The following is a 23,523-nucleotide window of genomic DNA, read 5'->3' on the forward strand; positions in this document are numbered from 1 at the left end:
GTGACAGCGACCCGCCCGACACCCGCCCGGATCACGGACAAAGGCCCATGAAACGGACAAAGCTCATCACTCACAAGAGTGATGACGATGAACAGAGCGAAGCTGTCGCAGTTCTGTGACAAGCGTAGGCGAACACCTGCCCCCCTGTACGGGATTCCGCGACGTAGGGTTCTCCCCATGGCACCTAAGCGATCCACCGGCACCCTGATGGACAAGGCAGGGCACGGCGTCAAGTTCCTCGGCGGCTCGGTCCTGGCCGGCGTCCTGGTCGCCGGAATGGCGCTTCCTGCGGTCGGCGCGTTCGGCCTGACCGCCAAGGACACCGCGGAGTCGTTCGACAACATCCCGGACGACTTCAAGCAGCCCACCCTCTCCCAGGCGTCGATGATCTACGACGCCAAGGGTGGCCTGATCGCCAAGGTGTACGACCGCGACCGCACCATCCTCACCGCCGACCAGATGGCCCCGGTGATCCGCCAGGCCCAGGTCGACATCGAGGACGCCCGCTTCTACGAGCACGGCGCCGTCGACCTCAAGGGCGTGCTGCGCGCCGCCACCAAGAACGCCGAGTCCGGCACCACCGCGCAGGGCGCCTCCACGCTCACCCAGCAGTACGTGAAGAACGTCTTCGTCGAGCAGGCCGGCGACGACCAGGCCGCCTTCCTCGAAGCCACCAAGAAGAGCCTGGGCCGCAAGATCCAGGAACTCAAGTACGCCATCAAGCTGGAAGAGGACCTGAGCAAGGACCAGATCCTCACCAACTACCTGAACATCACCTTCTACGGCCACCAGGCGTACGGCATCGAGGCCGCCTCCAACCGGTACTTCAGCAAGAGCGCCAAGGACCTCACCGTCCCCGAGGCCGCGATGCTGGCCGGCCTGGTGCAGAACCCCACGGCGTACGACCCGATCGCCCACCCGCAGGCCGCGCAGACCCGCCGCAACACGGTGATCAACAAGCTGCTGGAGTTCAAGCACATCACCCCCGAGCAGGCCAAGGCCGCGCTCGACGCCCCGCTCGGCATCAAGTACTCCGAGCCGCAGAACGGCTGCATCACCGCGCAGAACGGCATGGGCTTCTTCTGCGACTACGTGCGCCACGTCATCAAGCAGGACCCGGCGTTCGGCAAGACCGCCGCGGACCGCCAGAAGCTCTGGTCGCAGGGCGGGTTGAAGATCAACACCACCATCGACCCGGACAAGCAGAGCGCGATGTACAACGCGGTCACCAAGAAGGTCCGGGTCACCGACACGGTGTCCGCCGCCGGCAGCATGGTCGAACCCGGCACCGGCAAGATCCTCGCCATGGCGCAGACCCGCCCGTACGGCCTGGACGCCTCGAAGAACCAGATCGTGCTGAACCTCAACGTCGGCGCCTCGATGGGCGGCGGCAACGGCTTCTCGCCCGGCTCGACCTTCAAGCCGATCATGGCGGCGGCCGCGCTGGAGTCCGGCGTCCCGATCACCCAGGAGTTCTCCTCGCCCAACAGCATGGAGTACCCCAAGATGACCACCTGCGAGGGCACCACCCGCGACCCGAAGACGCTCACCAACGAGTCGCCGGACGAGAAGGGCCCGTACAGCCTGCAGGTCGCCATGCAGAAGTCGGTCAACACCTACTTCATCCAGCTGGAGGAGCAGGTCGGCCTCTGCCCGATGAAGCAGATGGCCGACAAGCTCGGCCTCGGCACCCTGGCCAACGGCAACAAGATCAAGGAGATCGCCTCCATGGTGCTCGGCACCCAGGAGGTCAGCCCGCTCCAGATGGCCGCCGCCTACGCCGGGTTCGCCGCCCGCGGCCTGTACTGCGCGCCGGTCGCGCTCACCTCGGTCACCGGCTCCGACGGCAAGGAGATCGCCGTCCCCAGCGCCAACTGCAACCAGGTGATGGCCCAGACCACCGCGGACGGCGTCAACACCCTGCTGCTCGGCGTGACCGAGAAGGGCACCGGCTCCGCCCTCGGCCTCGACGACGGCCGCCAGATCGCCGGCAAGACCGGCACCACCGACTACCGCTACGCCGCCTGGTTCACCGGCTACACCCCGAACCTGGCCACCTCGGTCTGGCTCGGCGGCGTCGGCGGCAACGTCTCGATGAAGAACATCACCATCGGCGGCCACCACTTCAGCTCCGTCTACGGCGCCGACGGCCCCGGCCCGATCTGGCAGCTCGCCATGAACGACGCCCTCGACGGCAGCCCCAAGTCCACCTTCCAGAAGGTCGACATCCCGCAGCCGACCCAGCCGCCCGCCACCCCCAACCCCGGCGACGCCCCCTCCGCCCCCTCCGGCGACAACGCCCAGGGCGGCGGCAACGGCTGGCCCACCGGCGGCAACACCCCGATCGGCGGCGTCACCCTCCCGCCGAACGTCATCGGCGGGAACACCGGCAAGCCCGGCCGGCACTGACCCGACGGCGGCAGCGCGGAAGGGGCGCGGCCCGCGAGGAGGATCTCCTCGCGGGCCGCGCCCCTTCCGCGTACCGCCGGCCCGACCTCAGACGGCCTCAGCCGGCCAGCGCGGCCTTCACGGCGGCGGCCACCCGGCCGCCCTCCGCCTTGCCCTCCACCTGCGGACGGACCAGCTTCATCACGGCGCCCATGCCCTGCGGGCCGCTCGCCCCCGACTCCGCCACCGCGGCGGCCACCAGCGCGGCCAGCTCCTCGTCCGAGAGCTGCTTCGGCAGGTAGGCGTCCAGCACCTCGCCCTCGGAGCGCTCCCGCGCCGCCTGGTCGGCCCGGCCTGCGCCCTCGAACGCCTCCGCGGCCTCCCGGCGCTTCTTCGCCTCCTTGCCGATCACCTGCAGCACCTCGGCGTCGGACAGCTCCTTCTTCTCCTTGCCCGCCACCTCCGCGCCCGTGACGGCGGACAGCGTCAGCCGGAGAGTGGACGAGCGCAGCTCGTCCCGTGCCTTGATCGCAGCCGTGAGGTCCTCCCGCAGCTGCTCCTTGAGCGTCGTCATGCCGCCGATTCTGGCACCTGCCCCGCCCCGCCGCCGCTCCTTTACCGCCCGCCCCGCCCCTGACCGGCCGTCAGCGCGCCGCCGCCTCGTCCTTCCCCGGCCGCTCACCGGCCGCTCCCCGGCCGCCCGCCGGGCCGTTCGACCGGTCTGCGACCATGGACCGATGCGACCGCTGTACTCCGTCCCGCTCGGCATCGCCGCCACCGGCGCCGCCTGTCTCGTCTACGCCGCCGGGTACGAGGTCCGCTCGTTCCGGCTGCGCCGCGTCGAGGTCCCGGTGCTGCCCGCCGGGGCCCGCCCGATCCGGATCCTCCAGGTCTCCGACATCCACATGGTCAACGGCCAGGCCAAGAAGCAGCGCTGGCTGCACAGCCTGGCCGGCCTCCGCCCCGACCTGGTCGTCAACACCGGCGACAACCTCTCCGACCCGCTCGGCGTCCCCGCCGTCCTGGACGCCCTCGGCCCGCTGATGGACTTCCCCGGCGTCTACGTCTTCGGCTCCAACGACTACTACGGCCCCGCCCGCAAGAGCCCCACCCGCTACCTCAAAGCCCTCCGCAGCGGCGCCCACGGCACCAACAACGCCGACGGCAGCGGCCGCCGCGGCATCAGCGGCGCCGTCCACAACCCCTGGCAGAAACTCCGCGACGGCTTCGACCAGGCCGGCTGGCTCAACCTCAACAACGCCCGCGGCCGCCTCACCCTCGCCGGCCTCGACATCGAGTTCACCGGCCTCGACGACCCGCACATCCGCCACGACGACTACTCCGCCGTCGCCGGCGGCCCCTCCCCCGACGCCGACCTCTCCCTCGCCGTCGTCCACGCCCCCTACCTCCGCAGCCTCGACGCCTTCACCGCCGACGGCTACCCCCTCATCCTGGCCGGCCACACCCACGGCGGCCAGCTCTGCATCCCCTTCTACGGCGCCCTCGTCACCAACTGCGACCTCGACCCCGCCCGCGTCAAGGGCCTCTCCACCCACACCACCCCCCACCACCGCTCCTACCTCCACGTCTCCGCCGGCTGCGGCACCAACCGCTACACCCCCGTCCGCTTCGCCTGCCCCCCCGAAGCCACCCTCCTCACCCTCACACCCGCCCCACGCTGACCAGCCCCTAAACCGGATTTCGTCTCTGGCCCCACCTCCTGTAGAGTTCTACTCGTTGCGCCGGACACGGAAGGCAACAACGCAGGACCGGGGTATAGCGCAGCTTGGTAGCGCGCTTCGTTCGGGACGAAGAGGCCGTGGGTTCAAATCCCGCTACCCCGACTTCGTAAGTGCAGGTCAGGGCCGGTGTTCCTCAGGGAACACCGGCCCTGCTTGTTTCTCTCGGGAGATTCTCGGGAGAAAACCGCCGGAGAACCCCCTCCCCGGGTCTCCCCCTGAGACTCCTACAGCCGACGGGCGTTCGTTCTGGCCGGGGCTGTCGTGGACGTGCGGATCGTCACTGGCGGTGTCGGGCGGGCGGGGCGTGCGGTTCGCGGGGGTCAGGCGGCTGGGGTGGTGGCGCTGAGGGCCGGGAGGGTGAGGGGGTGTCAGGTGGTGGGGCGTTGGGCTGTTCCGGTGAGGGGTGGGGGCCGGGGGGTGGGTTTTCGGATGCGGGGTGGGGGTGGGGGCCGGAGGGTGGAGGGGCGGGCTCCGGTGGGCGGGGCTGTGGCGAGGAGGCGGTGGATGAGCGCAGCGGACGTGCCGGGGCCCGACGGGTCGGCGGTGGCGGGGGCGAGGGAGCGGGTGAAGGCGGTGGCGGCGCCCAGGATGACGTGGGTGACGCTGGCGTTGATGACGACCAGTTCGGTGGCGAGTCTGCGGTCCTCGCCGACGATGGCGGTGTACGGGCTGGCGTGCGTGTTCCTGTACGTGGTGCCGGCGATCGTGTTCCTGCTGCCGACGGCGCTGGTCTCGGCGGAGCTGGCGTCGGGCTGGGAGGGGGGTGTGTACAACTGGGTGGCCCAGGGGCTGTCGAAGCCGCTGGGGTTCCTGGCGGTGTGGTGCCAGTTCGCGATGACGATCTTCTACTACCCGAGCCTGCTGGCGTACGTGGCGAGCACGATCGCGTACGTGGTGGATCCGAGTCTGGCCAGCAACGGCCTGTACACGGCGATCGTGATCATGGTGCTGTACTGGACGGGCGTGTGGGTGTCCTCGCGGGGGACGAACGCGGTGGCGGGCCTGGCGTCCTGGGGGCTGATCATCGGGACGCTGATCCCGGGTGCGCTGCTGGTGGTGCTGGGGTTCGTGTTCCTCGGCCAGGGGAACGACTCGGCGGCGCCGATGACGGCGGACCACCTGCTGCCGGCCTGGACGGGGCTGGCGAGCCTGGTGCTGATCGTCAACAACTTCCTGAGCTACTCGGGCATGGAGATGAACGCGGTGCACGTCTCCTCGCTGAGGAACCCGGGCAAGGAGTTCCCGCGCTCGATGTTCCTGGCGGTCGGGATGGTGCTGCTGATCTTCATCCTGCCGGCGCTGGCGATCAGCTGGGTGGTGCCGGCCGACCAGCTGTCGCTGACGGCGGGCGTGATGCAGGCGTTCGACGCGTTCTTCCAGTACTTCCACATCGGCTGGCTGACGCCGCTGATCGCGGTGGGCCTGGTGGCGGCCTCGCTGGGCGGCATGCTGACCTGGCTGGCCGGCCCGTCGAAGGGCCTGCTGATGATCTCCCGGCAGGAGGGCTACCTGCCGCCGTCGCTGCAGAAGCTGAACAAGCACGGCATCCAGCAGAACATCCTGGTCGCGCAGGGCGTGGTGACCACGGTGATCGCGCTGATGTACGCGCTGATCCCGGACGTCTCCAGCGTGTACTGGATCTTCTCGGTGATCACCACGCAGGTGTACCTGATCGTCTACCTGCTGATGTTCGCGGCGGCGATCAGGCTGCGCCGGACCCAGCCGGACCACCCGCGCGGCTACCGCGCCCCGGCGCTGGTGCTGCTGTGCGTGGTGGGCCTGCTGGCGTCGGCGGCCGCGATGGTGATCGGGTTCGTGCCGTCCTCGCAGTTCGGCGGGGGCAGCGTCTGGTCGTACATCGGGATCGTCGGCGGTGGCCTGCTGCTGCTCGGCGTGATCATCCCGTTCGCCTTCCTCAAGGCCAGCAAGCCGGAGTGGCGTGATCCGGCCGCCGCGGCCGCCGTCGAGGAGGGAACGGCATGAGCACCCAGATGGCCTCCCAGCACAAGTGGATCTACGTCGGCGCGATCGTGGTGCTGGTCGCGATGGCGGTGGTCGGCCTGCTGACGTTCACCCAGCAGCACGCCACCAACGAGTCGTTCCGGAAGGCCGACGAGCTGATCGGGAAGCTGCGGGACAACGGCTACCCGACGCCGGACCGGGAGCAGGTCGCCCGGACGCTGGGGACGGACGGCGGGGCGGTCTGCGAGGACCCGGCCAGCGCGCTGAAGACCGGCCTGCAGCGGGTGCAGATGTCCAACGGGGCGGCCGGCCCCGGGCAGCGGCCGGTGATCGTGCCGGAGCGGGTGGTGCAGGGGGAGGCGCTGATCCTGCAGGTCTACTGCCCGGACCAGCTGGACGACTACCGCGAGCAGATCGAGGACATCAAGACCGGTGACACGGTGAAGAACTGATGGGAAGCGAGCGAGAACCGATGACCGCCGACAGCGAACTCGCCGCCCGCGTGGCGGCGTTGATGCCCCGCGCGCAGCAGGACCTGGCCGAGCTGGTCGCCATCCCCTCGGTCGCCGACCCCCGGCAGCAGCCGCCGGAGAAGTGCCGCGAGGCCGCCGAGTGGGTGGCCGCCGCGTTCACCGGCGCCGGCCTGCGGGACGTCCGGCTGGCGGAGACCCCGGACGGCAGCCACGCCGTCCTCGGGCACCGCCCGGCGCCGCCCGGCGCGCCGACCGTGCTGCTGTACTGCCACTACGACGTGCAGCCGCCGCTGGACGACGACGCCTGGACCACGCCCCCGTTCGAGCTGACCGAGCGGGACGGGCGCTGGTACGGGCGCGGCACGGCGGACTGCAAGGGCAACATCGTCATGCACCTCACCGCGCTGCGGGCGCTCGGCGACGACCTGCCGGTCGGGATCAAGCTGGTCGCCGAGGGCTCGGAGGAGCAGGGCACCGGCGGCCTGGAGGAGTACGTCCCGCAGCACCCCGAGGACCTGCACGCGGACGTGCTGCTGGTCTGCGACACCGGCAACGCCGCCGTCGGGGTGCCGACCGCGACGACCTCGCTGCGCGGCCTGGCGAACGTCGTGGTGACGGTGCGGACGCTCGACTCGGACATGCACTCCGGCATGTTCGGCGGCCCCGCCCCGGACGCGCTGGCCGCGCTGGTCCGGATCCTCGACTCGCTGCGCGACGCCGACGGCGGGACCAGGATCGAGGGCCTGGAGAACGGCGGCAGCTGGGACGGCGTCGGCTACGACGAGCGGCAGTTCCGGACCGACGCGGGCGTGCTGGACGGCGTGAAGCTGACCGGCTCCGGGACGGTCGCGGACCGGCTGTGGGCCCGCCCGGCCGTGACGGTGCTGGGCATCGACTGCGCGCCGGTGGTCGGCTCGGCCGCCGCGATCCCCGGCAGCGCCCGGGCCCGGGTCAGCCTGCGGGTGCCGCCCGGGATGGACCCCGGCGCCGCGCAGGACGCGCTGACCGCGCACCTGGTGGCGGCGGCGCCGTGGGGCGCCCGGGTCACCGTGGAGCCGGAGTCGAAGGGCTCGCCGTTCCAGGCCGCCACCGACGGCCGGGCGTACGCGGCGCTCGACGCGGCCGCCCGGGAGGTCTACGGCAAGCCGCTGTCCTTCCTCGGGCAGGGCGGGTCGATCCCGCTGTGCAACGTGCTGGCGGCGCAGTACCCCGAGTCGGAGATCATCCTGATGGGCGTGGAGGAGCCGCGCTGCCTGATCCACGCGCCGAACGAGAGCGTGGACCCGTCCGAGATCGAGCACATGGCCACCGTGGAGGCGCTGTTCCTGCGCCACTACGCGGCCGCCGCCCGGCAGAGCTGACCGCGAGAGAGGGAGCGCATGCCCGCGCCGTTCACCACCGCCGACTTCCAGGCCCGGATGGCCCGCGCCGCGACCGCCGCCGCGGACGCCGGACTGGCCGGACTGGTCGTCACCCCCGGCCCCGACCTGACCTACCTGACCGGCTACCAGCCGACCGCGACGACCGAGCGGCTGACCGCCCTGGTGATCGCGGCCGGCGTCGAACCGGTCTTGCTGGTACCGAAGTTGGAGCGCCCCGACGCCGAGCGGGCGCCGGGCGCGGAGGCCGTCCGGATGGCCGACTGGACGGACGGCACCGACCCGTACGGGGTGCTCGCGCCGCACCTGGACGCCGACGGCCGGTACGGGATCTCCGACAACGCCTGGGCGATGCACCTGCTCGGGCTGCAGCGGACGCTGCCGGGCAGCTCGTACGCGGCGCTGACCTCGGCGCTGCCGATGCTGCGGGCGGTGAAGGACCACGACGAGCTGGAGCGGCTGGCCGCGGCCGGCGCGGCGGCCGACCTGGCGTACGGGGAGATCCTCGGCGCCGCCTTCGCCGGGCGGACCGAGAACCAGGTGGCCGCCGACCTGGCCGCGCTGCTCATCGAGCACGGGCACAGCCAGGTCGACTTCACCGTGGTCGGCTCCGGTCCGAACGGGGCCAACCCGCACCACGAGGCCGGGGAGCGGGTGATCCAGCCCGGCGACACCGTGGTGCTGGACTTCGGCGGGCTGAAGGACGGCTACGGCTCCGACACCACCCGCACCGTGTTCGTCGGCACCGAGCCGCCCGCGGAGGTGCTCGCCGTCCACGACCTGGTGCGGCGCGCCCAGCAGGCCGCGTTCGACGCCGTCGCGCCCGGGGTGACCTGCCAGGACATCGACCGGGTCGCCCGGAAGGTGATCACCGACGGCGGGTACGGCGAGTACTTCATCCACCGGGTCGGCCACGGCATCGGGCTCACCACCCACGAGCCGCCGTACATGGTCGAGGGCGAGACCCAGCCGCTGGTGCCCGGGATGTGCTTCTCGATCGAGCCGGGGATCTACCTGCCGGGGCGGTTCGGCGTCCGGATCGAGGACATCGTGACGGTCACCGAGGACGGCGGGCTGCGGTTCAACGGGACGCCGCACGAACTGGCCTTCGTGAACTAGCGGAACGGGACGGGAGGGGCCGCCGGTGCCGCCGGCGGCCCCTCGTCACTCCCCGAGCCGGAAGGACCGGCGCAGGGCCGCGAGCAGGGCGCGCAGGGCCGGGGGCGGGGACGGGCGGTTGACCAGGGCGAGCAGGGCCGGGGTGGTCAGGCCGGCGACCGGGACGGCGGTGAGCGCCGGGAAGGACCCGGCCATCGAGCGGCTGAGCACGGCGACGCCGAGGCCGCGGGCGGCCAGGTCGGCGAGCGCGGAGGCGGCGCCGGCCTCCAGGGCGATCCGCGGGGTGAGGCCGTGGGCGGCGCAGTCGCGGTCCAGGACGGCGCGCAGGCCGGTGCCGCGCGGCATGCAGACCAGCGGGTGGGCGAGCAGGTCGGCGAGCGCCGGGGCCGGGACGTCCAGCAGCGGGTGGCCGGGCGGGACGGCGGCGACCACGGGTTCGCTGACCACTACGTGCGCGTCCAGCCCTTCGGGGGCGGGGGCCGGGCGGCCGATCAGCGCGAGGTCGAGGGCGCCGGTCCGGACGGCCTCGGTGAGGTGCTCGGAGTCGTCCTCCAGCAGGGTGAGTTCGACGCCCGGGTGGGCCCGGTGGAAGGCCGCCAGCCCGTCGAACAGCGGGGTCAGGGTGCAGCCGGCGACCATGCCCAGGCGCAGGCTGCCGCGCACCAGGTCGGTGACCTCGCCGACCGCCTGCCCGACCGCGCGGGCGGCGGCCAGCGCCTGCCTGGCATGCTCCAGGGCGGCCTTCCCGGCGACCGTGAGGGTCACCGCGCGGGCCGAGCGGTCGAACAGCTCGGCGCCCAACTCCCGTTCCAGCTGCCGGATCTGGGCGCTCACCCCGGACTGGCTGATGTGCACCCGCTCGGCGGCGCGGGTGAAGCCGCGCTCCTCGGCGACCGCGACGAAGTACTCCAGCTGCCTCAGCTCCATGACTCCTGATTCTAGTTCGGAGCAGATCCAGCTGTTGGATTTCTGGGAGGGAGAGGAGGAGGCTGGAGGCACGGCACGGCACGACGAGGAGGCAGCGGTGAGCGAGTACGAGAAGGCGATGCGGCCCGAGGACCTGACCCGGCTGTTCGTGGAGCGCTCCAACGCGGGCGACGCCGCCGGCGTCGCCGCGCTGTACGAGGAGCACGCGGTGATGGCCTACCCGCCGGGGCAGTTCACGGTCGGACGGGCCGCGATCCAGGAGCTGTGGGCCCGGGTGCTGGAGCACCGGCCGCAGTTCGCCCCCGAGCCGCCGCTGCCCACCCTGGCCGCCGACGGCATCGCGCTGACCGCCACCCCGCCGAAGGACGGCAGCGGAGCCCGCGCCCAGGTGGTGCGGCAGCAGCCGGACGGCAGCTGGCTGCGGCTGCTGGACCAGCCGGAGTTCCAACGCCCGGGCGGCGCCGGCTGAAACGCCGGGGCCGGAGCCGCCTCGACCCCGGCGTCCCACCGTCCGGCCGGGCCGAACTCGACCGGCCGGAACGGACCGCGGCCGGCCTCGGCGAAGCCGGGCGGGCCCGTGCGGAACCGTGACACTTCCGCGGGCCCCGGGGCGAAACCCGGGCGGGCCTCGGTGCGTGTACCCCTTTCGGAAGATCGAGTACAGAGGGGGCGGCCGTCGTGCGACGGATGTCGATGGTGGGCGCGGCGCTGGGCGGGACGCTGCTGCTGGCCGCGTGCGGTGCGGGCGGCGGCGGGGACCGCGCCCAGCCGCAGCGGCCGGGCGGGGAGGGCGCCGCCCCGGCGGCGCGGGCCTCGGCCGCCGTGCTCTCGATCGAGCCCGGGGACGGCGCGAAGGACGTGGCGCCCGGCGCGGTGAAGGTCTCGGCGGCCACCGGGCGGCTGACCGGCGTCACCGTCACCGGCCCGGACGGCAAGCCGGTGGAGGGCACCATCGCCGCCGACCGGCTCAGCTGGACCCCGGCCGCGGGCGGCCTCGCGGTCGGCACGACGTACCGGGTGGACGCCGAGGCCGCCGACGCCGACGGCGTGGCCACCACCGCCGGCAGCACCTTCAGCACCCTCGTCCCGAAGCGGACCGTCAAGGTCGAGGACAACGTGGTGACCGGCCGGGACTTCGGCGTCGGCATGATCGTCTCGGTGGACTTCGGCGGCCTGAAGGTCAGGAACAAGGAGGCCGTCGAGCGCGCCATCGTGGTCGAGACCTCGGACGGCACCGAGGTCAGGGGCCACTGGTTCGACGGCGACACCCGGCTCGACCTGCGCCCCGCCGAGTACTGGAAGCCCGGCACCACCGTGCGGGTCCACCTGCGCACCAGGAGCGTCGAGCTGGCGCCCGGCGTGTACGGCGCGACCGAGCGCGACGAGCACTTCACCATCGCCCGCTCCCGGATCAGCGAGGTCGACGCCCGCACCCACCAGATGGTGGTCAAGGAGGACGGCAAGCCCGACCAGACCGTCCCGATCGTCGCCGGCACCGACCTGAACCCGTCCTGGAACGGCACCATGGTCATCTCGGCCAAGAGCCGGATGGAGAAGATGACCTCCGAGGGCCAGACCAACCTCAACGGCCCCGGCTACGAGGCACTGGAGCCGCACGCGATGCGGCTGACCAGCTCCGGCACCTACCTGCACGGCAACCCGCAGGCCCGCGGCGTCGCCGGGCGGGCCAACATCAGCCACGGCTGCGTCGGCCTCCCCGACACTCCCGAGGGCGACGACAACTCGCCGGCCGGGCAGGTCTACAACGCCTCGAAGGTCGGCGACGTGGTGATCATCCGGAACTCGGTCAAGAAGGAGCCGCTCGACCCGGCCAACGGCCTGAGCGGCTGGAACACCCCCTGGTCGCAGTGGTGACGGGGGCTTGAGCGCGGACCCGCCTCAGCGGGTGCGGCGGACCCGTCTCAGCGGGTGCGGCGGCGGTAGTCGGCCGGGGTGGTGGCCAGGCTGCGGGCGAAGGCCCGGCGCATCGCCTCGGCCGAGCCGTACCCGCAGGAGCGGGCGACCTGCTCGATGCCGTCCCGGCTGTCCTCCAGCCGGCGGCGGGCCGCCTCCAGCCGGGCCCCGGCCACGTAGCGGCCGGGGGTGACGCCGACGTCCGAGGTGAAGACCCGGGCGAACTGGCGGGGCGAGAGCGAGACCCGACGGGCCAGCGCCTCCACCGACAGGTCCTCCTCCGGGTGCTCGGTGATCCAGCGCTGCACCTCGCGCACCGAGTCGCGCTCGGCGAGCTGCGCGGACAGCTGGGCGGAGAACTGGGCCTGGCCGCCGGGGCGGCGCAGGAACACCACCAGGTTGCGGGCGATCGCCAGCGCGACCTCGCGCCCCTGGTCCTCCTCGACCAGATGCAGCGCCAGGTCGATGCCAGCGGTGACGCCCGCCGAGGAGAAGATCCGGCCGTCCCGGACGTAGATCGGCTCCGGGTCGACGGTCAGCTCGGGGTGCCGGGCGGCCAGCGTCGCGCAGTGCCGCCAGTGCGTGGTGACCCGGCGGCCCGCCAGCAGGCCGGCCTCGGCGAGCAGGAAGGTGCCGGTGCAGACCGCGACGACCCGCTCGGCGCCGGCCGCGAGGGCGGCGATCCGGGCCGACAGCTCGGACGCGACCGCGCCGCGGCTGCCCGTGCCGCCCGGCACGATCAGGGTGTGCGCGGGGCCGGCGAGGTCGAGGTCGGCGTCGGGCAGCAGGGTCAGGCCGCTGCTGCTGCGCACCGGACGGCCGCCCGGCGAGGCGGTGGTGACGGTGTAGCCGCCGCCGTGGAACACCTCCAGCGGCCCGGTGACGTCGAGGCTCTGCACCCCGTCGAACAGGACGATCAGCACACTGCGGGTCGGCATGCTCCCAGGCTGGCGGACCGGCCCGGTGGCAGCAAGGACACGTATCCCTCCTTTCCTGCCATCAGCCGTCCAGCCGCCGGTAGTAGTAGGTGGTGTCGGCGAGCACGCCGTCCGGGGTGGCGGCGTGGCCCGGGACGGTGCCGAACGGCGTCCAGCCGGCCGAGCGGTAGAGGTGCTCGGCGGCGCTGCCGGTCTGGGTGTCGAGCAGCAGCAGCGTGACGCCGGCGGCCCGGGCGGCGTCCTCGGCGTGCCGCAGCAGGCGGCGGCCGAGGCCCGCGCCGCGGGCGGCGCGGTGCACCAGCAGCTTGGCGACCTCGGCGCGGTGGCGGCCGTTCGGCTTCTCCTCGCGGACCAGCGAGACGGTGCCCAGCAGCCGCCCGGCACCGTCCTCGGCCACCCACAGCAGCCGGGTGCCGGCCTCGACCGACGGCGCCAGCGACGCCCACCAGGCGACCGCCTCGGCCCGGCCGGTGCCGGCCAGGAAGCCGACCGAGGCGCCGTCGGCCACCGCGTCCAGCAGCAGCTCGGCGAGGCCGTCCAGGTCTCCGGGGACGGCCGGGCGGACGACGGCGGGTCGGGTGGTCGGGTTCACGGCAGCACCAGCGCGATCAGGTAGCGGACGGGGTCGGGGCCCGGGCAGTGGAACCCGGAGGCGCCGTGCAGGCGGTAGCGGAGGCAGTCGCCGGCGGCGAGGCGGTGCGCGGCGCCGTCCAGCTCCAGCTCCAACTCGCCCTCCAGCACCCACAGGTGCTGTTCCAGGCCGGGGACGGGCGGGGCCTGGTAGGCGATCCGGGCACCGGGCGGGAGGGTGCCCTCGACGAGTTCGGCGCGCAGCCCCGGGTGCGGCGGCGAGACCGAGCGGCGGGCGAACCCGGTCGCCGGGTCGTGCCAGCGCGGCTGCTCGGCGGCGCGCAGCAGCCCGGGCGGCTCGGCCTCGACCTCGGCCAGCAGCCGGGAGACGGTGCGGCCGTACGCGGTGCAGAGCCGGCCGAGCTGGGCGGCCGTCGGGCTGAGCTCGGCGCGCTCCAGCCGGGAGAGCGTGGAGCGGCTGACGCCGCTGCGGCGGGCGAGCTCGTCCAGCGGCCAGCCGTGTTCGGCGCGCAGCGCGGCGAGCCGGGCGGCCAGCCGGCGGTCCTCCGCGCCCGGGGTTTCGTCGTTTCCCATATCCGGGACGATATCCCGGAACCGGGACGGCGTGGGAACGGCCCCGGGCGCATCCCGAATGTCGGGAATGGTTACCGTGGTGGGGTGTACCGGTTCCTGCTCAGCCCGCGGTGGCTCGTCGGCACGGTCGTCGCGGTGGCGGCGATCGTGGTCTGCCTGATGCTGGGCACCTGGCAGCTGGACCGCTTCGAGTCCCGGGTCTCGACCCACCAGGAGAACGGCAAGACCGCCGCCGCCTCCGCCCAGGCCGAGGCGCAGCCGCTCGCGGCGGTGCTGCCGGACGGCGCGGCGAAGGTCGGCACCGACACCGTCGGCCGGACGGTCCGGCTCACCGGCGCGTACGACGGCGCGCACCAACTGCTCGTCCCCGGACGCACCGTGGACAACCGGCCCGGCTACTACGTGCTGACCCCGCTGATCACCGACGGCGGCCGGGCGGTCGCCGTGGTGCGCGGCTGGGCGGCGGGCGACCCCGGCCGCGCGCCGGACGCGCCGACCGGACAGGTCAGCCTCACCGGCCGGCTCCAGGCCCCCGAGAACAGCGGCAGCGGCGGCGCGGTGGCGGGCGGCCTGCCCGCCGGACAGCTCGGCACGATCAGCCCCGCGACGCTGGTGAACGTGCTGCCGTACCCCGTGTACGACGGCTGGGTGGCCGCCGACGAGGTGCCCGCCGGCCTGACCGCGGTGCCGACCGTGCAGCCGCAGGGCGGCGACGGGCTGAGCCTGCGGGCGTTCCAGAACCTGGGCTACACCCTGGAGTGGTTCGTCTTCGCCGGGTTCGTGGTGTTCATGTGGTTCCGGCTGGTCCGCCGCGAGGCGGAGGCCGCCCAGGACCGGGCCCTCGGACTCGACCCCGACCTGGCACCGGAGCCGGAGCCCGTCCTCGACTGACCGCCCGGTCAGCGGGACGGCGTGGGCGAGGTCCGGGCCTGCACGGCGCCGCTTGGACTCGGACTCGGGCTCACGCCCGCGCTGCCGCACGGCACCGGCGGGGCGGCGGCGGTCGCGCCGCTCGCGCTCGGCCGGACCGAGGGCGAGCCGGTGACCGGAATCGCCACGGGCGGCGCGCTCGGGCTCACGCAGTCGATGCCCTGGAAGCCCGGCGCGGGCGACGGGTTGCCGCAGTCGTCGACGTAGTCGTCGTCGCGGGTCGAGCCCGAGGTGCGGTGGTGGTAGTGGTGCACCACCTTGCCGCCCCCGCTGTAGTGCGTGGTGCCGGACGTCTTGCTACCGGAACTGCCCGAGCCGCCCGAGCTGCCGGAACTGCCCGAGCCGCCCGAGCTGCCGGACGTCTTGCTGCCCGAGCTGCCCGAGCTACTGGTACTGCCGGTACCGCCCGAGCTGCCGGTACTGCCGGTACTGCCGGTACTGCCGGAGTCGCTGGATCCTCCGGAGCCGCCCGAGCTGCTGGAACCGCCCGAACCGCCCGAGCTTCCGGAGCCGCCAGTGCTGCCGGAGCCCTTCGAGGTCCGGCTGCCGCCGGAGCCGCCCTTGGAGGTGCGATCACCGCTCTTGGCCTGCACCACACTGCCACTGCCGCCACTACCGCCGCCGAGGAGCAGCCCGGTGTCGGCGGCGGGTACGCCCGCCGCCGACACGCAGGCGTGGTCGCCGCCGTCGTCCGAGGAGGAGCAGCCTGCCGCGGTCAGCAGCAGGGCGCCGACCGCGACGGCGGCCAGCGCGGCGCGTCGACCCATCAGTTGTTCCCCCTCAGCGGTCCGCGGCGGGGTTCACCCGCTCATCGGACGGTGCCCGGCGCCAGGTGCCGCCGGACGAAGTCGATCTCCAGCCGGAGCTGCTTGATCCGCTCGTCGACGACCAGCGAACCGTGCCCGGCATCGTAGCGGTACACCTCGTGGACCTTGCCGAGCTCCTCCAGCCGCCGGACGTAGTTGTCGATCTGGCGGATCGGGCAGCGCGGGTCGTTGACGCCGGCGCTGATGTAGACCGGGGCCTTGACCTGCTCGACGTGGGTCAGCGGCGAGGAGGCGTGCCAGCGCTCCGGGACCTCCTCGGGCGTGCCGCCGAACAGCGTCCGGTCCAGCGACTTGAGCGCCTCCATCTCGTCGGCGTACGCGGTGAGGTAGTCGGCGACCGGGACGGCGGCCAGGCCCAGCGTCCAGCTGTCGGGCTGGGTGCCGAGGCCGAGCAGGGTCAGGTAGCCGCCCCAGGAGCCGCCGGAGAGGACCAGCCGGTCCGGGTCGGCGAGGCCGGAGGCGACCGCCCAGTCGCGGACCGCGCCGATGTCCTCCAGCTCGATCAGGCCGACGCGCTCGGTGAGGGCGTCCGTCCACGCCTGGCCGTAGCCGGTGGAGCCGCGGTAGTTGACCCGGACGACCGCGAAGCCGTGGTCGAGCCAGGCGGCGGGCCCGGCCGCGAAGGAGTCGCTGTCGTGGTGGGTCGGGCCGCCGTGCACCTCGAACACCGTCGGGTACGGCCCGTCGCCGGTCGGGCGCTGCACCAGGGCGTGCACCCGGCCGCCGGGGCCGTCCACCCAGACGTCCTCGACCGGCACCGAGCCGGGCGGGACGGCGCCGGGCGCCCGCAGCACCACCGCGCCGGAGGTGGAGCGCACCGCGGACGGCTCGGCGGCCGAGGACCAGAGGAACTCGACCGTGCCGTCCGGGCGGGCGGTGGCCCCCGAGACGGTGCCGCGCGGGGTGTCCAGCCGGGTCAGCTCGCCGGCCGCGAGGTCGTACGAGAACAGCTCGGAGCGGGCCTCGTACTCGTGCTCGATCAGCAGCGAGCGGGCGTCCGGCCGCCACTGCGCGGACAGGTCGCCGGGGAACGGGCGGCCCTGCTCGTCGCGCAGCCGCAGCTCGGTCTCGGTGCCGGCCGCGACGTCCCAGAGCATCGGCTCCCAGCGGCCGCTGCGCTGGTGGGCGACCAGCAGCCGGGTGTCGCCGGGGGCGGGCGCGAAGCCCAGGCAGGCGACGCCGCGCGGCTCGTCCCGGCCGGTGACCTCGTCGAGCTCGGCCACGGTGGCGCCCTCGGGCAGCCGCAGCACCCGGATCGCCGAGTGCATCGCGTCGCCGTGCTCGGTGTGGTCGACGGCCAGCAGGGTGCCGTCGTACGAGAGGTCGCCGACGCCGCCGTACTCGGCGTGCCGGTAGACCACCTCGGGTTCGGCCGCGCCCGGGCGGCGCAGGTAGAGGGTGGTGCCCTCGTCGTCGGTGGAGGTGCCGACCACCACGGTGCCGTCGCGGCCCAGGGCCAGGCCCGCCGAGTACGCGGCGGGCACGCCGGGGACGGCCTCCTCGTCGGGGCCGCCGGCGAAGGGCTGGCGGCGCCAGACCCCGAACTCGTCGCCGTCGGTGTCGTCGAACCACCAGATCCACTCGCCGTCCGGGGCGAGTTCGGCGTCGGTGGTGCCGTTGGGGCGGTCGGTGGCCCGGCGGTGCCCGTCGGTGGAGCGGTCCCACGCGTACACCTCGTAGGTGCCGGTCGCGTTGGACACGTACAGCGCCCGGTCCGGGGCCTCGTCAGCCCAGTCCGGCAGGGACACCCGCGCCGCCCGGAACCGCTGCTCCCACGCCGGAACGGCGTTCGTCTGCTCGTTCATGCCCTCATCCAACCCGATGCCGGGGGGTGATCGGAACGGGACGGGGGCGGCCGCCGGATCGGTGCGGACACGGAGCTGGTGCGGTGCGGCCGCTGACGGGCTATCAACGGTACCGTAACAAATACGGACATAATGACCGGAGGAGTGCTCCCGTGACCGTCCCCGCGCCCCCGTTCGACCGGCCCGACCGGCTTGATCGACTCCACGGGCTCGACCGGCTCGACCCGCGCGAGCTCGCCCAGGCGCTGGGCCTGGTCGAGGAGATCGAGCAGTACCTGGCCGGGCTCCCCGCGCCGGTCGCCGTTCCGCTGACCAGCCCGCACGGCAGTGTCCGGCAGCCCTGGAACCACGGCCACCCGCTGCCCCGCCGCACCCTGCTCGACCTGCTGGCCCGCCGCCCGGCCCGCCCCGCGGAGGTCACCGTCGCCGGACACCTGCGGCTGACCTCCCGCTACCTCGCCGAGGCCGGCTGGACCCAGGGCGCGCTCTGGGACGCCCGCGGCCGGGTCTGCCTGCTCGGCGCCCAGGCCGCCGTCCTCGCGCACGGCTACGGCACCGCCTACACCGTGCGCCGGGCCCGCGCCCAGGTGATGGAGGTGCTGCACGCCACCGGCCGCGCCGTCCCCTCCCCCGACGTGTGGAACGACCGGCCGGGACGCCGCCAGTCCGAGGTGCACGCGCTGCTGGAACGGGCCCGGGCCCGGGCGCACTTCCTGGGGATCTGAAGGGCCCGGCGCCCCGGGCGCCCCTCAGCCGGCCACGGCCGCCGTGAGCGAGGCCAGCCGCCCGGCAGTCGGCGAACCCGGCTCGACCGTGTAGACCACCAGCAGCAGGCCCGGCTCGCCGGGCGGGGCGAGCGTCTCGTAGCCGAAGTCCAGCTCCCCCGCCCGCGGGTGCCGCAGCAGCTTGCGCCCGGACGCCTTCTCCCGGACCCCGTGCCGGGCCCACAGCTCGGCGAACAGCGGGCTCCCGGCGGCCAGTTCGGCCACCAGCGCGGCCAGCGCCGGATCGTCCGGGTGCCGGGCCGCGTCCAGCCGCAGGTGGGCGACCGTCTCGGTGGCGACCCGCTCGAACTCCGGGTACAGCCGGGCCCCGCGCTCGGTCAGGAACGCGTGCCGGGCCATGTTCCGCTCCCCGGGCGGCAGTTCGGAGAACCCGATCACCGCGTCGGCCGGGGCGTTCCAGGCCGGGACGTCCATGCAGCGGCCCAGCACGAACGCGGGCGTCGCCAGCGCGTCCAGCACCAGCCGCAGCCCCGGGCCGACCCGGCCCGTCCCGCGCCGGGACGCGCCGCGCGGCGGGTGCGCCAGGTCGTGCAGGTGGCCGCGCTCGACCGCGTCCAGCCGCAGCACCCGGGCCACCGCGTCCAGCACCTCGGCCGAGACGCCGTCGCCCCGGCCCTGCTCCAGCCGCACGTAGTAGTCGGCGCTCACCCCCGCCAGCAGCGCCACCTCCTCCCGCCGCAGCCCCGGCACCCGGCGCCGGCGCCCCGCGCCGGCGGGCAGGCCCACGTCGGACGGCTGGATCCGGGCGCGGCGCTGCCGCAGGAACTCCCCCAGTTCGCTCATGCCCCCGACGATACGTCGGCCCGCGCGAGGGTGGTCCTCGCGGACCCAGGAAAACCCCGGCCCTGGGTAACCCCCGCGCGGACGAACAGACTCGTCCCCGTCAGCGAGTGACCGAGGAACGACCGAGGAGAACGATCCCCATGGGCTACCCCGCACTGAACGGCCGCACCGCCGTCGTCACCGGCGCCGCCAGCGGCATCGGCGAGGCCACCGCCCGGCAGCTCGCCGCGGACGGCGCCCGGGTCGCGCTGCTCGCCCGCCGGGCCGACCGGCTCACCGCGCTCGCCGCCGAACTCGGGCCGCGCGCGCTCGCGGTACCCGCCGACCTCACCGACCAGAGCTCCGTCGACGCCGCCCGGCAGACCGTCCACCAGGCGTTCGGCCGGATCGACCTGCTGGTCAACGCGGCCGGCGTGATGCTGCCGAACCCGGTCGACGACGGCCGGATCGACGAGTGGACCCGCATGATCGACACCAACCTGACCGGCGCCCTGCGGATGATCCGCGCCTTCGGCCCGGACCTGGTCGCCGCCGCGGCCGACGGCGCCACCGCCGACCTGGTCGACATCTCCTCGATCGGCGCGGACGTCGTCTTCCCCGACTACGCGGTCTACGGCGCCACCAAGGCCGCGCTGACCCAGCTGTCGGCCGCCCTGCGCAGCGAGTACGGCCCGCGCGACGTCCGGGTCACCAACATCGAACCCGGCCTCACCGCCACCGAACTCGGCACCCACATCGACAACCCCGCCCTCGGCCCGGACGGCCAGCTCGGCGCGATGTTCGACGCCATCGGCCCGCTCGCCGCCGCCGACATCGCCGACCTGGTCGGCTACGCGACCAGCCGCCCCCGGCACGTCAACCTGCGCCAGCTGGTGGTGCTGCCGACCCGGCAGGCCTGAACTCCCGCCCGGCCCACGGTTGGCGGGGCGTCAGGGGGTCGGGCTCGGCGCGGGCTGGGCCGGGGCCGACGGGGCGGGGGCCGGCTCGGGGCCGGTCCAGTAGACGGTGCCGCCGCAGCCGGCGGGGAGGGTGGTGGCGAGCGGGGCGCCGGTGGCAGCCGGGTCGGAGGTGTAGGCGAGGGTGAAGGCGGCGGCCGCGGAGCTGCCGGTGCCGACGGCGGGACCGGCGCTGGCGGTGGGGCTGGGGGTGGGGTCGGCCGCGACGGCGGCCAGGGTCGGGCCGGGCGGGCCGGACGGGGCGGTGTCGGCGGCGGGCAGCGCGGCCGGGACCGCGGCGCCGCTGGGCGCGGCGCTGGGCGGTTGCTGGCCGCCGGCGCCGCTGCCGGTCCCGGCACTGGGCGACTCGGAGGCGGTCGGGCAGCGCGCGGGCACCCAGGCGAACCGGACCAGGTACGAGCCGCCCGCGCCGAGCAGCACGTCGGCGGGGAGTCCCGCCGGGTCGGGCAGCGAGTCGGCCGGGTCGCCGGCGGTGTGCGCGAGCACCTGGACGCCGCCGGCCCCGGTGCCGAGCGCGAACGCGCCGGGGCCGGTGAGGCGGCACGGGTGGGCGGCGGTGTTGGCCAGCCGGAACCAGCCGTAGACCTTGCCGCTGACCGGGTCGGCGACGGCCTGCTGGACACCGGAGCGGCCGAGGTCGGCGCCGAGGCAGGACGGGGTGGCGGCGGGCGGGACGCCGGGGCTGCCGCTGGCGGACGGGCTGGCGGAGGTCTCCGGGCCGTGGTCGGCCGTTCCGCTGGGCAGCGGCTCGACGCTGGCGTGCGGGTGCCCGCTATGGCCGCCGGGCGCCTTCGCCGGGCTGCTCGGCGCGCTGGGCGCGGCCTGGCCGCCCGCCGGGTCGCCGGACAGGTCGAACGGCCGGGTGGCGTTCACCACCGGCAGCACGGCGGCCGCGGCGGCCAGCACCACGGCCCCGCCCAGCGCCCGCCGGCGCACGGCGCGACGGCGCGGCACGGCGGCGCGCAGCCGGGGCAGCGCGCCGGGTTCGGGTTCGACGGCGGCGACGGCGCGGTGCAGCCGGGCGCGCAGCAGGTCCTCGGTCAGCGTGCCGCCGGGGCTGCCGGGGCCGCCGGCCTGGCCGCCCGCCGGTCCGCCGCCGTCGCGGCCGGGTTCGCCCTCAGTCATCCCCGTGCTCCATCCGCACCCGCAGGGCGGCGAGTCCGCGCGACCCGTACGCCTTCACCGAGCCGATGGAGATGCCGAGCACCTCGGCGACCTGGGCCTCCGTCAGGTCGGCGTAGTAGCGCAGCACCAGAACCTCCCGCTGACGGCGTTGCAACCCCCGTAGCGCGGCCTTCAGTTCGTCGCGCTCCAGCGCATCGTAAGCCCCCTCTTCTGCACTGGCCATGTCAGGCATGGGCTTGGGCAGCAGGCGCAGACCGAGCAGGCGGCGGCGCAGCGTCGACCGGGAGAGGTTGACCACGGTCTGCCGGAGGTAGGCGAGCGTCTTCTCGGGGTCGCGGACGCGGCGCCGGGCGGCGTGCACCCGGATGAACGCCTCCTGCACCACGTCCTCGCAGGAGGAGAGGTCGTCCAGCAGCAGTGCGGCGAGCCGCAGGAGGGATCGGTAGTGGGCCCGGTAGGTGTCGGTGAGCTGGTCGACGCTGGCCCCGGTCGCGTCCGCTGCCGCCGCAGCAAAGCCCATCCGACTACCGCCCCGCCGGGCCGCCCCGGGCAGGGAGACCGCCACCGCCGCCCCCGTCACGTTGATCACGCTGGTTGGACACCCGATCCCCTGTCCTGGTTGCCCCCCGCCGGGGACTTCGTTCCGCAGTTCCGCGAAGAGGAAATCCCCCTCCCGAGCGCACTGGCTCCGAAGGGGGATTCTGGCAGACCCGGCGGACGGGCCGGGTCCGCTTCACCCCTCCCGCACACAACCGTTGCGGTGTGGGTATCCGGGGCGGATCCGGGTGGCCGTCCGGCGCCGGCTCAGCGGCCGGTGCCGCCGTAGACGACCGCCTCGTCGGTGTCGCTGTCCAGGCCGAACGCGGTGTGCACGGCGCGGACCGCCTCCGGCACGTCCTCCGCGCGGGTGACCACCGAGATGCGGATCTCCGAGGTGGAGATCAGCTCGATGTTCACGCCCGCCTCGGAGAGCGCCTCGAAGAAGGTCGCGGTGACGCCCGGGTTGGAGCGCATGCCGGCGCCGACCAGCGAGATCTTGCCGATCGCGTCGTCGAAGCGCAGCGACTCGTAGCCGATGCCCTCCTTGACGCGGCTCAGCGCGTCGATCGCCTTCTGGCCCTCGTTGGTCGGGAGGGTGAAGGAGATGTCGGTCAGACCGGTGGAGGCGGCCGACACGTTCTGCACGACCATGTCGATGTTGACCTCGGCGTCCGCGATGGCGCGGAAGATCCGGGCGGCCTCACCGGGCTTGTCGGGCACGCCGACGACGGTGACCTTGGCCTCCGACGTGTCGTGGGCGACTCCGGAGATGATGGCCTGCTCCATCTCGCCCCCTTCGGGCTTGTTCGGGTTGCTGCCGCTGACGATCGTTCCCGGGAGACCGGAGAACGACGATCGTACGTGAATCGGGATGTTGTAGCGCCGCGCGTACTCCACGCAGCGGTCGAGCAGCACCTTCGAACCGGACGAGGCCAGCTCCAGCATGTCCTCGAAGGCGATCCAGTCGATCTTGCGGGCCTTCTTGACCACCCGCGGGTCGGCGGTGAACACGCCGTCCACGTCGGTGTAGATCTCGCAGACCTCGGCGCCCAGCGCGGCCGCCAGCGCCACCGCGGTGGTGTCCGAGCCGCCCCGGCCCAGCGTGGTGATGTCCTTGGAGACCTGCGACACGCCCTGGAAGCCCGCCACGATCGCGATGTTGCCCTCGTCCAGGGCGGCACGGATCCGGCCCGGCGTCACATCGATGATGCGCGCCTTGTTGTGGGTCGAGTCGGTGATCACGCCGGCCTGGCTGCCGGTGAACGACTGGGCGTCGAAGCCCAGCGTCCGGATCGCCATGGCCAGCAGCGCCATCGAGATGCGCTCTCCGGCGGTCAGCAGCATGTCGAACTCGCGGCCGGACGGAATAGGGGTCACCTGTTCCGCGAGCTCGATGAGTTCGTCCGTGGTGTCACCCATCGCGGAGACCACGACGACGACCTCGTGGCCGGCCTTCCTGGTGTCCACGATGCGGCGGGCGACGCGCTTGATGCCTTCGGCATCCGCGACGGATGAGCCGCCGTACTTCTGCACGACAAGGCCCACGGGGGCTCCTCGACTTGGGGTGGTAGGTCGCGGCCAGTCTAACGAGCAGGGGTTCTCCGGCCGACGCCTTTCACATGCTGAGATACGAATATCGAACTCTGGTCACCGCCGACCGGCAGGTCTGCGGGCCCCGGCCGCCCGCCCCGAAGAATCGCCGCCCGAGCCCCGCCGGGCTCCCGGAATCTTCGCCTCCGGGCCCCGGATGACGTTTGCGTCACACC

The 23,523-nt window shown here is 73.9% G+C and carries 22 protein-coding genes and 1 tRNA gene; 12 read left to right on the forward strand and 11 right to left on the reverse strand.

What is annotated here, in order from left to right; all coding sequences use genetic code 11:
• The first annotated feature begins 177 nt into the window (after positions 1–177).
• Positions 178–2,409 (forward strand): transglycosylase domain-containing protein, encoded by a 2,232-nt coding sequence (locus tag KSE_RS17970; RefSeq protein WP_014136753.1) that lies wholly within the window; start codon positions 178–180, stop codon positions 2,407–2,409.
• A 97-nt stretch (positions 2,410–2,506) separates the two neighbouring features.
• Here the strand turns inward: KSE_RS17970 and KSE_RS17975 are convergent, their stop codons facing one another.
• Positions 2,507–2,962: a GatB/YqeY domain-containing protein gene (locus KSE_RS17975; RefSeq protein ID WP_014136754.1), complete on the reverse strand. Its 456-nt coding sequence runs from the start codon at positions 2,960–2,962 to the stop codon at positions 2,507–2,509.
• Between the two features lie 163 nt (positions 2,963–3,125).
• Between KSE_RS17975 and KSE_RS17980 the strand changes: the two genes are divergently transcribed.
• From KSE_RS17980 to KSE_RS18005, 6 genes are all read left to right on the forward strand, one after another.
• Positions 3,126–4,070: a metallophosphoesterase gene (locus KSE_RS17980; RefSeq protein WP_014136755.1), complete on the forward strand. Its 945-nt coding sequence runs from the start codon at positions 3,126–3,128 to the stop codon at positions 4,068–4,070.
• 88 nt (positions 4,071–4,158) lie between these two features.
• A tRNA-Pro gene (locus KSE_RS17985) sits at positions 4,159–4,232 on the forward strand.
• A 402-nt stretch (positions 4,233–4,634) separates the two neighbouring features.
• A complete protein-coding gene (locus KSE_RS17990) occupies positions 4,635–6,113 on the forward strand; it encodes an APC family permease (protein ID WP_014136756.1) in 1,479 nt (492 codons plus the stop codon).
• Entirely contained in the window at positions 6,110–6,544 is a 435-nt protein-coding gene (locus KSE_RS17995) for a hypothetical protein (protein ID WP_014136757.1), read from the forward strand. The genes KSE_RS17990 and KSE_RS17995 overlap by 4 nt, the downstream gene beginning before the upstream one ends.
• 20 nt (positions 6,545–6,564) lie before the next feature.
• Positions 6,565–7,926, forward strand: a complete 1,362-nt coding sequence (locus KSE_RS18000; protein WP_014136758.1) for a dipeptidase — start codon at positions 6,565–6,567, stop codon at positions 7,924–7,926.
• Between the two features lie 18 nt (positions 7,927–7,944).
• Complete coding sequence (locus KSE_RS18005; RefSeq protein ID WP_014136759.1) at positions 7,945–9,063, forward strand: aminopeptidase P family protein; 1,119 nt, start codon at positions 7,945–7,947, stop codon at positions 9,061–9,063.
• 45 nt (positions 9,064–9,108) lie between these two features.
• Here the strand turns inward: KSE_RS18005 and KSE_RS18010 are convergent, their stop codons facing one another.
• Positions 9,109–9,990, reverse strand: coding sequence for a LysR substrate-binding domain-containing protein (locus KSE_RS18010; protein WP_014136760.1), 882 nt, complete (start codon positions 9,988–9,990; stop codon positions 9,109–9,111).
• Positions 9,991–10,087: 97 nt separating this feature from the next.
• On the opposite strand from KSE_RS18010, the gene KSE_RS18015 reads away from it, so the two are divergent.
• Both KSE_RS18015 and KSE_RS18020 read left to right on the forward strand, forming a co-directional pair.
• Positions 10,088–10,459 (forward strand): YybH family protein, encoded by a 372-nt coding sequence (locus tag KSE_RS18015; protein ID WP_014136761.1) that lies wholly within the window; start codon positions 10,088–10,090, stop codon positions 10,457–10,459.
• A 218-nt stretch (positions 10,460–10,677) separates the two neighbouring features.
• Positions 10,678–11,865 (forward strand): L,D-transpeptidase, encoded by a 1,188-nt coding sequence (locus KSE_RS18020; protein ID WP_014136762.1) that lies wholly within the window; start codon positions 10,678–10,680, stop codon positions 11,863–11,865.
• Positions 11,866–11,912: 47 nt separating this feature from the next.
• Here the strand turns inward: KSE_RS18020 and KSE_RS18025 are convergent, their stop codons facing one another.
• From KSE_RS18025 to KSE_RS18035, 3 genes are all read right to left on the reverse strand, one after another.
• The gene (locus KSE_RS18025) at positions 11,913–12,842 is read right to left on the reverse strand and encodes a GlxA family transcriptional regulator (RefSeq protein WP_014136763.1); all 930 of its coding nucleotides are present in this window, start codon (positions 12,840–12,842) and stop codon (positions 11,913–11,915) included.
• Between the two features lie 61 nt (positions 12,843–12,903).
• Complete coding sequence (locus KSE_RS18030) at positions 12,904–13,434, reverse strand: GNAT family N-acetyltransferase (RefSeq protein ID WP_014136764.1); 531 nt, start codon at positions 13,432–13,434, stop codon at positions 12,904–12,906.
• On the reverse strand, positions 13,431–14,006 hold the full coding sequence (locus tag KSE_RS18035) for a helix-turn-helix domain-containing protein (protein ID WP_014136765.1): 576 nt from the start codon (positions 14,004–14,006) through the stop codon (positions 13,431–13,433). Before KSE_RS18035 ends, KSE_RS18030 begins: the two co-directional genes overlap by 4 nt.
• Positions 14,007–14,090: 84 nt before the next feature.
• Here KSE_RS18035 and KSE_RS18040 point away from each other — a divergent pair, with 84 nt between their 5' ends.
• A complete protein-coding gene (locus tag KSE_RS18040) occupies positions 14,091–14,897 on the forward strand; it encodes an SURF1 family protein (RefSeq protein ID WP_014136766.1) in 807 nt (268 codons plus the stop codon).
• A gap of 8 nt (positions 14,898–14,905) precedes the next feature.
• Here the strand turns inward: KSE_RS18040 and KSE_RS18045 are convergent, their stop codons facing one another.
• Together KSE_RS18045 and KSE_RS18050 are read right to left on the reverse strand one after the other, a co-directional pair.
• Positions 14,906–15,703 carry a hypothetical protein gene (locus tag KSE_RS18045; protein WP_014136767.1) on the reverse strand — a complete coding sequence of 266 codons (798 nt, stop codon included), beginning with the start codon at positions 15,701–15,703 and terminating at the stop codon, positions 14,906–14,908.
• Between the two features lie 41 nt (positions 15,704–15,744).
• Entirely contained in the window at positions 15,745–17,568 is a 1,824-nt protein-coding gene (locus KSE_RS18050) for a S9 family peptidase (RefSeq protein ID WP_014136768.1), read from the reverse strand.
• A 152-nt stretch (positions 17,569–17,720) separates the two neighbouring features.
• Here KSE_RS18050 and KSE_RS38565 point away from each other — a divergent pair, with 152 nt between their 5' ends.
• Positions 17,721–18,293 (forward strand): DUF6197 family protein, encoded by a 573-nt coding sequence (locus tag KSE_RS38565; protein WP_014136769.1) that lies wholly within the window; start codon positions 17,721–17,723, stop codon positions 18,291–18,293.
• Between the two features lie 24 nt (positions 18,294–18,317).
• Here the strand turns inward: KSE_RS38565 and KSE_RS18060 are convergent, their stop codons facing one another.
• Positions 18,318–19,136, reverse strand: a complete 819-nt coding sequence (locus KSE_RS18060; RefSeq protein WP_014136770.1) for a helix-turn-helix transcriptional regulator — start codon at positions 19,134–19,136, stop codon at positions 18,318–18,320.
• A gap of 140 nt (positions 19,137–19,276) precedes the next feature.
• On the opposite strand from KSE_RS18060, the gene KSE_RS18065 reads away from it, so the two are divergent.
• Positions 19,277–20,035, forward strand: a complete 759-nt coding sequence (locus KSE_RS18065; RefSeq protein WP_014136771.1) for an SDR family oxidoreductase — start codon at positions 19,277–19,279, stop codon at positions 20,033–20,035.
• Between the two features lie 30 nt (positions 20,036–20,065).
• Here KSE_RS18065 and KSE_RS18070 read toward each other — a convergent pair whose 3' ends face one another.
• The 3 genes from KSE_RS18070 to KSE_RS18080 form a co-directional block, all read right to left on the reverse strand.
• Positions 20,066–21,217: a hypothetical protein gene (locus KSE_RS18070; protein WP_014136772.1), complete on the reverse strand. Its 1,152-nt coding sequence runs from the start codon at positions 21,215–21,217 to the stop codon at positions 20,066–20,068.
• Positions 21,210–21,737 carry a SigE family RNA polymerase sigma factor gene (locus KSE_RS18075; RefSeq protein ID WP_051055872.1) on the reverse strand — a complete coding sequence of 176 codons (528 nt, stop codon included), beginning with the start codon at positions 21,735–21,737 and terminating at the stop codon, positions 21,210–21,212. Before KSE_RS18075 ends, KSE_RS18070 begins: the two co-directional genes overlap by 8 nt.
• Positions 21,738–22,021: 284 nt before the next feature.
• Complete coding sequence (locus tag KSE_RS18080; protein WP_033259601.1) at positions 22,022–23,302, reverse strand: aspartate kinase; 1,281 nt, start codon at positions 23,300–23,302, stop codon at positions 22,022–22,024.
• Between the last annotated feature and the right edge of the window lie 221 nt (positions 23,303–23,523).

The organism is Kitasatospora setae KM-6054, from assembly GCF_000269985.1.
In the GTDB taxonomy this organism is placed as follows: Bacteria; Actinomycetota; Actinomycetes; order Streptomycetales; family Streptomycetaceae; genus Kitasatospora; species Kitasatospora setae.

Coding starts and splice junctions, on each gene's coding strand:
- KSE_RS17995 (WP_014136757.1), top strand. CDS start 6,110: ATGAGCACCCAGATGGCCTCCCAGCACAAGTGGATCTACGTCGGCGCG.
- KSE_RS17990 (WP_014136756.1), top strand. CDS start 4,635: ATGAGCGCAGCGGACGTGCCGGGGCCCGACGGGTCGGCGGTGGCGGGG.
- KSE_RS17980 (WP_014136755.1), top strand. CDS start 3,126: ATGCGACCGCTGTACTCCGTCCCGCTCGGCATCGCCGCCACCGGCGCC.
- KSE_RS17975 (WP_014136754.1), bottom strand. CDS start 2,962: ATGACGACGCTCAAGGAGCAGCTGCGGGAGGACCTCACGGCTGCGATC.
- KSE_RS18020 (WP_014136762.1), top strand. CDS start 10,678: ATGTCGATGGTGGGCGCGGCGCTGGGCGGGACGCTGCTGCTGGCCGCG.
- KSE_RS18065 (WP_014136771.1), top strand. CDS start 19,277: ATGGGCTACCCCGCACTGAACGGCCGCACCGCCGTCGTCACCGGCGCC.
- KSE_RS18025 (WP_014136763.1), bottom strand. CDS start 12,842: ATGCCGACCCGCAGTGTGCTGATCGTCCTGTTCGACGGGGTGCAGAGC.
- KSE_RS18000 (WP_014136758.1), top strand. CDS start 6,565: ATGACCGCCGACAGCGAACTCGCCGCCCGCGTGGCGGCGTTGATGCCC.
- KSE_RS18050 (WP_014136768.1), bottom strand. CDS start 17,568: ATGAACGAGCAGACGAACGCCGTTCCGGCGTGGGAGCAGCGGTTCCGG.
- KSE_RS18010 (WP_014136760.1), bottom strand. CDS start 9,990: ATGGAGCTGAGGCAGCTGGAGTACTTCGTCGCGGTCGCCGAGGAGCGC.
- KSE_RS18005 (WP_014136759.1), top strand. CDS start 7,945: ATGCCCGCGCCGTTCACCACCGCCGACTTCCAGGCCCGGATGGCCCGC.
- KSE_RS18060 (WP_014136770.1), bottom strand. CDS start 19,136: ATGAGCGAACTGGGGGAGTTCCTGCGGCAGCGCCGCGCCCGGATCCAG.
- KSE_RS18045 (WP_014136767.1), bottom strand. CDS start 15,703: ATGGGTCGACGCGCCGCGCTGGCCGCCGTCGCGGTCGGCGCCCTGCTG.
- KSE_RS18035 (WP_014136765.1), bottom strand. CDS start 14,006: ATGGGAAACGACGAAACCCCGGGCGCGGAGGACCGCCGGCTGGCCGCC.
- KSE_RS18070 (WP_014136772.1), bottom strand. CDS start 21,217: ATGACTGAGGGCGAACCCGGCCGCGACGGCGGCGGACCGGCGGGCGGC.
- KSE_RS18075 (WP_051055872.1), bottom strand. CDS start 21,737: ATGGGCTTTGCTGCGGCGGCAGCGGACGCGACCGGGGCCAGCGTCGAC.
- KSE_RS17970 (WP_014136753.1), top strand. CDS start 178: ATGGCACCTAAGCGATCCACCGGCACCCTGATGGACAAGGCAGGGCAC.